At 67.3% G+C, this 12,622-nt stretch carries 11 protein-coding genes and 1 tRNA gene; 1 reads left to right on the top strand and 11 read right to left on the bottom strand.

The genetic code is table 11. The features are described from left to right. Positions 1–55: 55 nt before the first annotated feature. The 5 genes from pth to BWQ92_RS03690 all read right to left on the bottom strand — a co-directional run bounded on the left by pth (position 56) and on the right by BWQ92_RS03690 (position 4,396). A complete protein-coding gene (gene pth / locus BWQ92_RS03670; RefSeq protein WP_076798340.1) occupies positions 56–640 on the bottom strand; it encodes an aminoacyl-tRNA hydrolase in 585 nt (194 codons plus the stop codon). Positions 641–760: 120 nt separating this feature from the next. Beyond that, complete coding sequence (locus BWQ92_RS03675; protein ID WP_076798341.1) at positions 761–1,375, bottom strand: 50S ribosomal protein L25/general stress protein Ctc; 615 nt, start codon at positions 1,373–1,375, stop codon at positions 761–763. Positions 1,376–1,725: 350 nt separating this feature from the next. Next, positions 1,726–2,706 (bottom strand): ribose-phosphate diphosphokinase, encoded by a 981-nt coding sequence (locus tag BWQ92_RS03680; protein ID WP_076798342.1) that lies wholly within the window; start codon positions 2,704–2,706, stop codon positions 1,726–1,728. 5 nt (positions 2,707–2,711) lie between these two features. Next, entirely contained in the window at positions 2,712–4,202 is a 1,491-nt protein-coding gene (gene glmU, locus BWQ92_RS03685) for a bifunctional UDP-N-acetylglucosamine diphosphorylase/glucosamine-1-phosphate N-acetyltransferase GlmU (protein WP_076798343.1), read from the bottom strand. Positions 4,203–4,324: 122 nt separating this feature from the next. Continuing rightward, positions 4,325–4,396, bottom strand: a tRNA-Gln gene (locus tag BWQ92_RS03690). A 246-nt stretch (positions 4,397–4,642) separates the two neighbouring features. On the opposite strand from BWQ92_RS03690, the gene BWQ92_RS03695 reads away from it, so the two are divergent. Then, positions 4,643–5,242, top strand: a complete 600-nt coding sequence (locus BWQ92_RS03695) for a TetR/AcrR family transcriptional regulator (RefSeq protein WP_076798344.1) — start codon at positions 4,643–4,645, stop codon at positions 5,240–5,242. An 86-nt stretch (positions 5,243–5,328) separates the two neighbouring features. On the opposite strand, the gene BWQ92_RS03700 is transcribed toward BWQ92_RS03695, so the two are convergent. From BWQ92_RS03700 to BWQ92_RS03730, 6 genes are all read right to left on the bottom strand, one after another. Beyond that, positions 5,329–7,173 (bottom strand): ABC-F family ATP-binding cassette domain-containing protein, encoded by a 1,845-nt coding sequence (locus tag BWQ92_RS03700; protein ID WP_076798345.1) that lies wholly within the window; start codon positions 7,171–7,173, stop codon positions 5,329–5,331. Positions 7,174–7,204: 31 nt separating this feature from the next. Beyond that, positions 7,205–8,173 (bottom strand): 4-(cytidine 5'-diphospho)-2-C-methyl-D-erythritol kinase, encoded by a 969-nt coding sequence (locus tag BWQ92_RS03705; RefSeq protein WP_076798346.1) that lies wholly within the window; start codon positions 8,171–8,173, stop codon positions 7,205–7,207. Then, positions 8,173–9,060 (bottom strand): 16S rRNA (adenine(1518)-N(6)/adenine(1519)-N(6))-dimethyltransferase RsmA, encoded by an 888-nt coding sequence (rsmA, locus tag BWQ92_RS03710; RefSeq protein WP_076798347.1) that lies wholly within the window; start codon positions 9,058–9,060, stop codon positions 8,173–8,175. The genes BWQ92_RS03705 and rsmA overlap by 1 nt, the downstream gene beginning before the upstream one ends. A gap of 193 nt (positions 9,061–9,253) precedes the next feature. Beyond that, a protein-coding gene (locus BWQ92_RS23425) for an IS5 family transposase (RefSeq protein WP_216639965.1) occupies positions 9,254–10,151 on the bottom strand; the annotation gives its coding sequence in 2 pieces (ribosomal slippage) (positions 9,254–9,799 and positions 9,801–10,151; 897 coding nt in all). A gap of 46 nt (positions 10,152–10,197) precedes the next feature. Continuing rightward, entirely contained in the window at positions 10,198–11,385 is a 1,188-nt protein-coding gene (locus BWQ92_RS03725; protein ID WP_236783095.1) for a resuscitation-promoting factor, read from the bottom strand. A 270-nt stretch (positions 11,386–11,655) separates the two neighbouring features. After that, positions 11,656–12,543, bottom strand: a complete 888-nt coding sequence (locus tag BWQ92_RS03730) for a TatD family hydrolase (protein ID WP_076798350.1) — start codon at positions 12,541–12,543, stop codon at positions 11,656–11,658. Positions 12,544–12,622 lie beyond the last annotated feature (79 nt).

The following is a 12,622-nucleotide window of genomic DNA, read 5'->3' on the forward strand; positions in this document are numbered from 1 at the left end:
TTGAGGCGACCTTGAGGGTTCGCGATGTGAGGAGGAAAAGCTGTAGCCTGCGCGGTTAGACCTTGGCGGTGTGAAACTGCTGCTGTGCTGCGGTCAGGCCCTCGCGGATGAGGAGTTCGACGGCGTCGGCGGCGTCATCGAGCAGGAAGGGCAGTTCCTTCTTTTCCGCGGTGCCGAAGTCCCGGAGCACGTAGTCCGCGGTGTCCATCCGGCCCGGCGGCCGGCCGACTCCCACCCGGACGCGGAGGTAGTCCTTGGTGGCGAGGGCCTTGGAGATGTCCCGGAGGCCGTTGTGCCCGCCCTCGCCGCCGCCGATCTTCAGCTTCACAGTATTAAAGGGGATGTCGATCTCGTCGTGGACGGCGACCACCCGGGCCGGCTCGACGTCGTAAAACTTTGCGAGCGCCGACACGGGGCCGCCGGAGACGTTCATGTAGGTACCGGGCTTGGCCAGCACCACACGGGGGCCGCCGATGCCCAGCCGGCCTTCGAGGACCAGGGCCCTGGCCTTGTGCGACTTGAACTTCCCGCCGATCCGGCCGGCCAGCCCGTCCAGCACCATCTGGCCGACGTTGTGCCGGTTGCCGCTGTACTCGGGTCCGGGGTTGCCAAGGCCTACGATCAGCCAGGTGTCAGTCATGAAATCAATCCTAAGGCGGGGGTTTGCACGCATGCGGGGCAGGGACGGCAGTGGCCGGGCCCGCAAAGGACCCGGCCACCGGTCCGCGCGCTATGCGGCGCGGGAAGGGTTGTGCCCGAATTACTCGGCAGCAGCTTCTTCGGCCGGAGCCTCTTCTGCGGCGGCTTCCTCGGCTGCGCCTTCTTCTTCCTCAGCCGGAGCTGCGGCCTCGGAGATGTTGACCACGAGGGCCTCGGCGTCGGTCAGCAGGACGGCGCCCTTGGGGAGCACGAGGTCGCTGGCGTGGATGTGCTCGCCGGCAGCGCGGCCCTCGATGTTGACCTCGACGGCCTCGGGCAGGTGCGTGGCCTCGGCCTCGAGGGACACCACGGTCAGTTCCAGGTTGTGCACGGTGCCTGCGGCGGTCTCACCCACGGTGTGCACGGGAACGTCAACGGTGACCTTCTCGCCCTGGCGGACGGTCAGGAGGTCGATGTGCTCGATGATCTGCTTGATCGGGTCGCGCTGGACGTCCTTGACGAGGGCCAGGTGGCCTTCACCGTTGAGGTCCAGGGACAGCAGGGCGTTGGGAACGCGGACTGCCAGGGTGGTGGCCTTGGCCGGCAGGGTGATGTGGACGGGCTCGGCGCCGTGGCCGTAGATCACGGCGGGGATCTGGCCCGCGGCGCGGGCGCGGCGGGCGAAGCCCTTGCCGAATTCGGTGCGTGCTTCTGCTGCGAGCTTCTGCTCAGACATGTGCATCTCCTGGTGGATTGTTGGGTCAGCAAGGGCGGAGGTCTGGAGCGACCTTCAACGCCGGGCGGCCCGAAGGCGGCCCCACCAGAAGGGTGATTCAGACCCAGTCGATAACGGAGACCAGCTGTCCGGTGTACCGCAATTTTACGGATGTCCGGCGCTCTCCCTCGCCAAGGTATCGGGAAAAAGCTTACCAGCGCCCGGCCCGTTTACTGAAAACGGTCCCCACCGGCTCCCTCAGCTCGCAAGTCCGATCCGGCTCCCTGCCCTCGCCGGAGCGGCTCCACGCTCAGGGAACCCGGCCGGCGTGGGCCCAGGCTTGCCGGCATGGGCCCAGGCGCGCAGCGCCGTTAGGCGTTGCCGTCGAAGAGGCTGGTGACCGATCCGTCGTCGAACACTTCACGGATGGCGCGGGCAATGAGCGGCGCGATGGACAGCACGGTGAGTTCCGGGAACTGCTTCTCCGCGGGGATGGGCAGCGTGTTGGTGACCACCACTTCGCGGGCGCCGGACTCGGAGAGGCGCCGGGCAGCGGGATCGGAGAAGATCGCATGCGTGGCGGCGATGATGACATCCTTGGCGCCGGCGTTCTTGAGCACCTGCACGGCGCCGGAGATGGTTCCGCCGGTGTCGATCATGTCGTCGATGAGCACGCAGGTGCGGCCCTCGATCTGGCCTACCACGGTCTTGGAGACGGCCTGGTTGGGGACGGTGAGGTCGCGGCTCTTGTGGACGAATGCCAGCGGCGCGCCGCCGAGGCGTTCGGCCCACTGTTCGGCAACGCGGACACGGCCGGTATCCGGCGAGACCACCGTGATGTTGTCGGCGGCGACCCGGGTCCGGATGTAGTCGGCGAGCAGCGGGATGGCCATGAGGTGATCCACGGGGCCGTCGAAGAAGCCCTGGATCTGCGCGGTGTGCAAGTCCACGCTCATGATGCGGTTGGCGCCTGCGGTCCGGTACATGTCGGCGACGAGGCGGGCGGAGATGGGCTCGCGGCCGCGGCCCTTCTTGTCCTGGCGCGAGTACGGGTAGAACGGCGAAACCACCGTGATCCGCTTGGCGGAGGCACGCTTCAGGGAATCAATCATGATCAACTGTTCCATGAGCCAGTTGTTCAGCGGTGCCGGGTGCGCCTGGATGACGAAGGCATCGGTTCCGCGGACGCTCTCCCCGGCGCGCACGTAGATCTCGCCGTTGGCGAAGTCGTAGGCGTCCAGAGGCAGCAGTTCCGTGCCCAGCTCCTTGGCGATCTCCCGGGCAAGCTCGGGGTGTGAGCGCCCTGCGGCGAGCACCAGTTTCTTCTCGCCGTGAGCCGTAATTTCGGTCATGGTTGCTAGCCCTCTTCTGTAGATGCGGGGGAATTTGAGGAGTCAGTGTGGCCTTCGCGGGCCGCTGCGGCTTCTGCCAGTTCCGCGGACAGCGTGCCGGGACGGTTGGCAATGACCCAGCCCTCGGCGTTGCGCTGTGCTGCCATGGACAGCGCCAGGGCACCGGCCGGTACGTCCTTGCGGATCACGGCACCGGCGCCGCTGTAGGCACCGTCCCCCACCGTGACCGGAGCGACGAATACTGTGTTTGAGCCGGTGCGCACGCCCGAGCCGATCACCGTGCGGTGCTTCTTCTCGCCGTCGTAGTTCGCGGTGATGTTGCCGCACCCGATGTTGGTGTTCTCGCCGATCTCCGCGTCCCCGGCATAGCCCAGGTGGGACAGCTTGGAGCCGCGGCCGATCGTGACATTCTTGGTTTCGTAAAAGGCGCCGATTTTGCCGGTCTCGCCCAGCACCGTTCCCGGACGCAGGTAGGTGAAGGGGCCAACGCTGGCGCCCGCGCCGATCTGCGCACCGGAACCGTGGGTCCGGGTCACCTTCGCGCCCTCCCCGATGCTGACATCCGTCAGCGTGGAGTCGGGACCGACGACGGCGTCCCGCGCCACCGTGGTGGCGCCGTGCAGCTGCGTGTTGGGCAGGATCCGGACGTCCTCCGCCAGGGTTACCGTGGAGTCGATCCAGGTGGTGGCGGGGTCGACCACGGTGACACCGGCGCGCATCCACGCTTCCACGATCCGGCGGTTGTGCTCGGCGCCCAGGGCGGCGAGCTGCACGCGGTCGTTGGCCCCTTCCACCTGCCAGCGGTCGGCGGTGACGACGGCGGCCACGCGGCCGCCTGCCTCACGGGCCAGCCCGAGGACGTCGGTCAGGTATTTTTCGCCCTGCGAGTTGTCGGTCGTGACATGGCCGAGGGCATCCCGGAGGAAAGCCGCATCGAAGGCGTAGATGCCGGAGTTGATTTCGCGGATGGTCCGTTCGGCGTCGGTGGCGTCCTTGTGCTCGCGGATACCTGTCACCGTGCCGTCCTCGCCGCGCAGAATCCGGCCGTAGCCGGTGGCGTCGTCAAGGATGGCGGTGAGGACCGTGACCGCGTTGCCCTCGCGCTCGTGGGTGGAGACCAGTTCGGAGAGCATTTCACCAGTGAGCAGCGGGACGTCGCCGTAGGTCACCACGACGGTTCCGGCGACTGGCTCCTTGGCGTCCAGTGCTTCGAGGGCCACTTCGACGGCGCGTCCGGTGCCGGGAACTTCGTCCTGGTCCACGATCAGCGCGTCCGGATCGAGTTCGGTGAGGTGGGCGGCGACGCGGTCCCGCTCGTGGCGGACCACGAGGGCCAGGCGCTCAGGGTTGATGCTGCGGGCGGCGAGCAGGGCGTGGCCCACCATGGAACGGCCGCCGATTTCGTGGAGGATCTTGGGGGTACGGGATTTCATCCGGGTACCGGCACCTGCAGCTAGGACGATAACGGCGGCTGGGCCGGATTTCTCGGGGCTCACGTACGGGCTCTCCTTGCTCGGTTGCGCTGTACTGCATCCGCGGCTGCGTGCGCGGCGGTGTCCTGGCCTGTGTCCGGAACCGGCAGCAGGATTCATCCTACTGGACGCCTCTGATGCAGCTGTTCCGCCCATAGGATTCGAACCTATACTCCACGGCTCCAAAGGCCGGGGTGCTGCCGTTACACCAGAGCGGACCGTGCCCGGGGCTTCGCCTGGACACGAGAACCAATTCTGCCACGAACGTCGACGCTCGTGCGACCTCGGCGTCCAGGGCACTCCGGCGCCGGCTGGGACAGCACGCCGGGAACGGCCGCCACCCCTGCCCGCCGCTTGACATAAGGCATGATGGGACGGTGAGCAACAGCACAGGGACAACTGACGGTCCGGGGAACCTGCCGGCAAGACCCGACGCAGCGGCGGGGCGGATCCCCCGCTCGCGGATGACCGGACCCCAGCGGCGCTCCCAGCTCATCGAGGTAGGCCGGGCCCTGTTTGCTATGCGGGGATTGGACGGCACAACCATCGAGGAGATCGCCGCCTCAGCCGGCGTCTCCAAGCCCGTGATCTACGAGCACTTCGGCTCGAAGGAAGGCCTGTACACGCAGGTCGTCGAGTTCGAGTTCCGCATCCTGCTCGCCTCCATCAACGACGCCCTGGCGGACGAAGCCAAGCCGCGCGTCCTCGTGGAGCGCGCCGCCCTGGCCCTGCTCACCTACATCGAGGACCGCACTGACGGCTTCCGCATCCTCATGCGGGACGCTCCCCCGTCCCAGCCCGAGGGCGCCTTTTCCACCCTGCTGTCGCACGTGACAGCCCGGGTGGAACACATCCTGTCCGACGAATTCGCCCGCCGCGGTTTCAGCGCTGCGGACGGTGCCATGTACGCGCAGATGCTGGTCGGCATGGTGGCGATGACGGGCCAATGGTGGCAGGACGCCCGCGAACCCGACAAGCGCGCCGTCGCCGCCCACCTCGTCAACCTCGCCTGGAACGGCCTGACCGGCCTCAAGAAAGAACCCGAACTCCGCAGCGAGCCCTAGCCTCGTCCCCTCCGCTCGCCTTCCAAGGTGAGCGCAGGCACCCAGGCCGGGGACAGCATGAACCCTGCCTCGGACGTCGGGAAGGCTTATTCGCCGAGGACTTCTGAGGCCTCCAGCCATTCGAGCTCGAGGGCGTCCTTTTCTTCGGAGAGGTCCTTCAGCTGCTTGTTGAGCTCGCCGAGGCGTTCGAAGTCGCCGTCGTTGGTACTGGCGGCCATTTGGACGTGGATCTTCTCTTCCTGCTGGGCGAGCTTGTTGAGCTGGCGCTCCACGCGGTTGAGGGACTTACGGGCCTCGCGCTTTTCGGCTTCGGTGGGCCCGGCGGGGGCTGCTTCGGCCTGGCCCGCCTGGCCGGAGCCCGTGACGGGGTTCCCGCCGCCGGTGACGGTGGAGCCGGCGAGGGCAGCCTCGCGGAGTTCGAGGTACTGGTCGACGCCGCCGGGCAGGCCGCGGATCTTGCCGTCGCCCAGGAGGGCCATCTGGTGGTCGGTGACGCGTTCGAGCAGGTAGCGGTCGTGGCTGACCACCACGAGCGTGCCGGGCCAGCCGTCCAGGACGTCTTCAACGGCGGCGAGGGTGTCGGTGTCGAGGTCGTTAGTGGGCTCGTCCAGCATCAGCACGTTGGGCTCGCCCACCAGCAGCCGCAGGAGCTGCAGGCGGCGCCGCTCACCGCCGGACAGGTCCCGGACCGGGGTCCACTGCTTCTGGTTGGTGAAGCCGAGCTGCTCCACGAGCTGGCCGGCCGTGAACTCCCGGCCGCCCACATTGAACGACCGCTTTTCGCGTTCGATGACCTCGATGACGCGCAGGTCGGCGACGTCGTCGAGCTCCTTGACCTCCTGGGTGAGCACGGCGGTGACCACCGTCTTGCCCTTCTTGACCTTTCCGGCCGACGGCTGGATTTCACCGTTGAGCAGCTTGAGCAGGGTAGTCTTTCCCGCCCCGTTCACGCCCACGATCCCCAGCCGCTCCCCCGGCGCGAGCCGCAGCGTGATGTTGTTGAACAGCTTCCGGCCGGCGTCCGCTTCCGGGTCGCCGCCCTCGAAGTCGAGCGACACGTTCTCCAGGTCAAGCACGTCCTTGCCCAGCCGCGCCGTGGCCATCTTGTTCAGGGCCGTGGAGTCGCGCGGTTCCGGCACGTCCGCGATCAGGGCGTTCGCTGCCTCAATCCGGAACTTGGGCTTGGAGGTCCGGGCGGGTGCTCCGCGGCGCAGCCAGGCGAGTTCCTTCTTCACCAGCTGCTGGCGCTTGCTTTCGACGACGGCCGCCATGCGGTCGCGCTCGGCGCGGGCCAGCACATAGGCGGCATAGCCGCCGTCGAACGGGTCAACGATCCCGTCGTGGACCTCCCAGGTCTTGTTGCACACTTCATCGAGGAACCACCGGTCGTGGGTGACCACGAGAAAAGCGCCCTGGTTGGGCCGCCACCGGGTCTTCAGGTGCCGGGACAGCCAGGCCACGCCCTCGACGTCGAGGTGGTTGGTGGGCTCGTCGAGCATGATGACGTCGTGGTCTTCAATCAGGAGCTTGGCCAGCGCGACGCGCCGCTTCTGGCCGCCGGACAGGGCGTGCACATTGGCGTGCCAGTCGACGTCGGACACCAGGCCGCCCATGATCTCGCGGATCTGCGGGTTGGCTGCCCACTCGTGGTCCGCCTTATCGCCCACGATCGCGGTGCCCACCGTCAGGTCGGCGTCGAGGACGTCGCTCTGGTCCAGGTAGCCGATGTTGACGTCCCCGCGCTTGGTGACCCGGCCGGAGTCCGGCGTGGAGCGCAGCGCCAGCAGCCGCATCAGCGTGGACTTGCCGTCGCCGTTCCTGCCCACCATGCCGATCCGGTCGCCCTCTTCGAGCCCAAGGGTGATGCCGTCCAGAACGGTGCGGGTTGCGTACGAGACTTTCAGGTTCTCGCCGCCGAGCAGGTGTGCCACGGGGAACTGCTTTCTTCTGGGTTGGAGGGTATTAAAGGAGCGTATCGGAGATGATGCGGGCTCCCGGCACCGGGCCGTGGACGGCCAGTGCGTTGAGGCCCTTGTGCTGCAACTCCCCGGCGAGGTTCTCCGCCGCTTCGGGATTGTGCGCCAGCAGGGCCACGGTGGGTCCGGAGCCGGAAACGATCCCGGCGATGGCCCCGCAGGATTCGCCCAGGCCAAGGGTGTCCCGGAGCCCGGGGGCGAGTTCGATCGATGCCCTCTGGAGGTCGTTGACCAGAACCCTGCTCAAGGCGTCGGGATCGCCGCTGCGCAGGGCCTGCAGGATCTTCGGGTCGACCGCTGTGGGCTCCTCGGCCTCCAGGCCTTCTGCGTCCCGGAGCCGGTCCAGGGTCCGGAAGACCTCCGGGGTAGACAGCCCGAACTCGGCCGTCACCAGCACCCAGTCCATCTGCGCCTTTGCCAGCGCAGGCGACAAGTCATCACCGACGCCCAGCCCCACGGCCGTGCCGCCCAACAGGGCGAAGGGAACATCCGCCCCCAGCTCGGCGGCCAGGTGGGCGAGCTCGTCCTTGGACAGGCCGCTGTTCCAGAGCGCATCGCAGGCCAGGAGCGTCGCGGCGGCGTCCGCGGAGCCGCCGCCCATCCCGCCCGCCACAGGCACCCGCTTGGTGATTTCAAGGTGCACGCCGGTGGAGTGTTCCGACACGTCGGCCATCAGGGCCGCTGCCTTGTACGCGAGGTTCCGTCCGTCGAGCGGGATGTCCACGCCGTCGAGGTCCAGCGTGCTGTCGGGACTGATGCTGACGGTGATGCCACCGGAGGCCGTGGTGGTGGCGGCGACTTCCTCGTAGAGGGATACGGCCAGGTAAACACTGGCCACGGAGTGGTAGCCGTCGGGCCGCAGCGGCCCGACGTCCAGCGAGACGTTGACTTTGCCCGGGGCCTTGACCCGGACGGTCCTTGCTGCCGAGCGCCCTCTCAGGCCGTGGACCGCCATCAGGCGTCCGCGGCCCGGCGGGCTTCGGCGATCCTCGCGAAGGCGGCGATGTCGATCACTTCGCCCCGCGCGGTGGGGTCGACGCCGGCCGCCACCAGGCACCGTTCAGCCTCGGCGGCGCTGCCGGCCCACCCGGCCAGTGCTGCCCGGAGCGTTTTGCGGCGCTGGGCGAATGCCGCATCAATCACGGCGAAGACTTCCTCGCGGCTGGCGGTGGTGGCCGGGGGCTCACGCCGGGTAAAGGCCACAAGCCCCGACTGGATCTTTGGCGCCGGCCAGAACACGTTCATGCCGATGATGCCGGCTTTGCGCATGCTGCTGTACCAGGCCGCCTTAACCGAGGGCACGCCGTAGATCTTGGATCCGGGTTCGGCGGCGAGCCGGTCGGCGACTTCGTCCTGGACCATGACCAGGCCGTGCCGGATCGACGGGAAATGCTGCAGCAGGTGGAGCACCACGGGCACCGCGACGTTGTACGGCAGGTTGGCGACGAGGGCCGAGGGCTGGGCCGGGAGCTCCGTCACCTTCATGGCGTCGGCGAGGACCAGGTGGAAGTCGCCGGCGGAGTCGGGCCGCCATTCACGCACGGTTTCGGGCAGCTTTGCGGCCAGGACAGGATCAATTTCGACGGCGACCACCGCCTTGGCTGCGTCGAGGAGCCCCAGCGTCAGCGACCCGAGCCCGGGTCCGACTTCCAGGACGGTCTCGTCCGGCCCGATGCCGGCCGCGGCCACGATCCGGCGGATGGTGTTGCCGTCGATGACGAAATTCTGGCCAAGCGTCTTGGTGGGGCGGACGCCGATCTCCCCGGCCAGCCTGCGGATATCGGAGGCACCGAACAGTGGAGCGGGCGCAGTGCCGGAGGCGGAGGGGGTCGGGTCAGTCACCTAGGTATCCTATCCCGGCGCTCAGTAGTGGATGGGGCCCCGTGGCGGACGGGGTCCGTGTTGGGCGGGGCCGGTCAATGCCAGGCGGGGACGGCGAAGGCCGGGCCCGGAGGTACCGGGCCCGGCCTTCGCGGCCGCCGCGGCTGTGGTCAGCTGCCGCGGCGGCAGGAATCTTTTGTGGCTGTGTTGCCGGCTAGGGCGTGTCTCCTAAAGCTGTCAGCCAGATGCTGATTGCCCGGAGAACGGCTCCTCCGCGGTAGGTGAGTGCGAGTTTGTCGTAGCGGGTTGCCAGAGCCCGCCACTGCTTGAAGATGTTGAAGTTCCGTTCGACAACGTTTCGGCCTTTGTAGTCCTCTTTGTCGAAGGCCGGAGGTCGGCCGCCGGTGGAGCCGCGTCGTTTTCGGTGACCGATCTGGTCAGATGGTTGCGGGATGACAGCGACGATGCCGCGGTCGCTCAAGTGGGTCCGGATTGCCCGGGATGAGTAAGCTTTGTCGCCGCGGACACGGTCCGGGCGGGTTCGTGGCCTGCCCGGACCGGCGCGGTTGATCTTCAACTGGTTCATGAGGTGGGTGAACATCGGCGCGTCTCCGCCCTGCCCGGGGGCGACAAGCAGCACCAGCGGCCGGCCTTTGCCATCGACGAGGGCGTGGATCTTGGTGCTCAGTCCGCCGCGGGAACGGCCAATCGCATGATCGGCTGGTTCATCAAACAGATTCATGTAATTCGACGGGGCCCCCTGTGGTGCGGGGAAGGTTGGTGCCGTGCTGGTGGGCGCGGTTCACCGTCGAGTCGACCGAGATCGACCAGTCCACTTCGCCGCGGGCGTCCGCTTCCGTCAGCAGCCCGGCCAGCATCTTGTCCCAGGTTCCATCGCCACTGTAGCGGCGGTGACGCTTCCAAATGGTCTGCCACGGACCAAACTCGGCCGGCACATCCCGCCAGGCGATCCCGCACCGATACCGGTAAATGATGCCCTCCACCACCCGTCGATCGTCCCGGAAGGGACGACCACGGCGACCATCAGAGGACGGCAGCAGCGGCTGGATGCGGGCCCACTGCCCGTCAGTCAGAACAGAAGTACGAGACACCAATCAAGCATCCCGGACAACCCTCCCAGGATTTAGGAGACACGCCCTAGCTGCTGGCGGCCCAGCCGCAGCCCCACGGCTGCAGGCCGCGGTCGGCGTAGACGCGGTTGGCGATGTCGATCTGCTGCGCCTTGGTCGCCTGGCTGGCGTTCGGGGCGTAGGCGCCGCCGCCGGCGCCGATCCAGGTCTGGATATCGAACTGCAGGCCGCCGTAGTAGCCGTTGCCGCTGTTGATGGACCAGTTGCCGCCCGATTCGCACTGGGCGATCTTGTCCCACATGGCCACGTTCATCATGGCCGGGGCTGCCGCGCCGGTGTTGCCGCTTTCAGTCTCGGCGGCTGCGGGCTTGGGCGCTTCCTTGGTGCCGATGGTGATCTTCTCGGTCACCGGCTCGCGGGTGGTGGTCTTGGAGACGAGCGTCCGGGAGGCCTCACGGCCGTCGACCAGGACCAGCTTGTAGGTCAGGGTCGTGGCGCCGGGAACGCCTTCCTGGGTGACCTTCTCCTCACCCTTGGGGAGCGTGGCACTCTCCGTGGTGAGCGTCTGGAACTCCACTTCCTGGGTGACGGTGGCGGTCTTGCCGGTGTCAACACGGGACACCTTGATCACCATGTTGTTCACCACCGGCGCGTGCGCAGGCTGGGAGGACCGGTCCGCTGCGGCGAGCCGGATGCCGGCATCCTTGAGGACCTCGCCCACGTTGGCGGCAGTGGTGGTGGTCTTCCTGGCCTTGCCGTCGGCGATGATGCTGACCGTCTTCGGCGTCGAGATCGCCACGAACGAACCGTCCACGGCCAACTGCGCGTCCTTCGGGACGGAGAGCTCAGAGGAACTGGCAACGCCGAGCTGGGTCACTAGCCCGGCAACGTCCTGGGCGGTGGTGCTGACGGTCTTCTCTGCACCGTCCAGGCTGACCTTCACGGCCTTCGCCAGGTTCACGTTGATGACGGAGCCGTTCTCAATCCTGGCGTCCAGCGCGGGAGAGACACGGTCAGCCGGCTGGAGCTCGACATTCGCGCTCTTCACCACCTCCTCGACCGTGCCGCCGAAGGTCTGGACGGAGCTGACTTTCCCGTCGACGTTCAGGGTGACTGTCTTGTTGTTGCCCACAAAGGCAACGAGGCCCAGCACGAGGGCAGCGAGCACCACGATCTGCGTGCCGACCTTGATGAAACTGAACTTGCCGTCTGACGTGAAGAAGTTGACCACGATTGCCCGTAACTTTTGAGCCATCCGGGCACGGGGAAAAACGCACACGGGTACCCGCAGCGGTCACCTAAAAGGTGGCTCCGGACAGGCCGGAGCAGGCCGCAGCATGTGCGTCGCCACACTCACATGGCAGGGCATCCGAAGGCGCCCTGCCTGTCACGAAAAGTGAGTTACATCATCCGGAGGCCTTCCCCGACCCCGGCTAATTGTTCTTCACTGTAACCGGAGCGTTATAAACGTTCCAAAAATGTTGCGTACTAGGTATGTATTTTCCGAATCACAAGCGCCGGTCGGCTAGTCCCAGGATCCGTACGCCCGCACGGTATTTGCGCTCACCCGGGCACACAGCTCGGCGAGGTCTGTTCCTGTCAATTCCGCCATCGCCCGCACGGTGTACGGCACCATGTAACTGGCGTTGGGGCGGCCGCGGTGCGGGTGCGGGGTGAGGAACGGCGAATCCGTTTCAACCAGCACCAGCTCGGGATCGGCCACGGCGAGCGCCTCCCTGAGGTTGCTGGCGTTCTTGAACGTGAGCGTCCCCGCGAAGGACATGTACCAGCCCTCGCTGTTGCAGATCCGGGCAAGCTCCGCGTCCCCGGAAAAACAGTGGAAAACCACCCGCTCGGGGGTGGCCTCCTCGCGCAGGACCTGGACGACGTCGTCGTGGGCGTCCCGGTCGTGGATCTGCAGGGTCCGGTCCAGCCGCTTGGCGATGTCGATGTGGCGGCGGAAGGAGTAGCGCTGATGGGCCAGCCCCTCGCCTTCCGTGCGGAAGAAATCAAGGCCTGTCTCCCCGATGGCGCGCACTCGGGGATGGGCGGCCAGCTCCTCAATTTCCGCCAGGGCGTCCTCAAGCTCGCCGCGGACGGCGTAGTCCGGCGCGTCGTTCGGGTGCAGCGCCACCGCCCCCAAAAGGCGCGGATCCAGGTCGACGGCGTGGACAGTAAACCTGGAGGATTCCAGGTCACAGCCCACCTGCACGGCACCGCAGACACCCACGGCTTCGGCGGCGTCGAGGGCAGCCGCAATGCCTACCCGGACATCATCGGTTGGAAAGTCGAGGTGGGTGTGGTTGTCCATCACGGGAACGGGCAACGGTTCGGGAGCCGGCGGGAAACCGCGCTTGCCGGAACCGTCGCTGCCGGGCGCCCGGTAGGGCCGTGGAGTCAGGGAATGCCGCATTCCTCCAGCCTAGCCGCCCCCGGCTGTGCTTAAACACGGAAGCGCGAACGTACAGTTGTGGCCCAAAATCCGGATGAAA

Origin of the sequence: Arthrobacter sp. QXT-31 (genome assembly GCF_001969265.1) — a bacterium.
Lineage (GTDB): Bacteria > Actinomycetota > Actinomycetes > Actinomycetales > Micrococcaceae > Arthrobacter.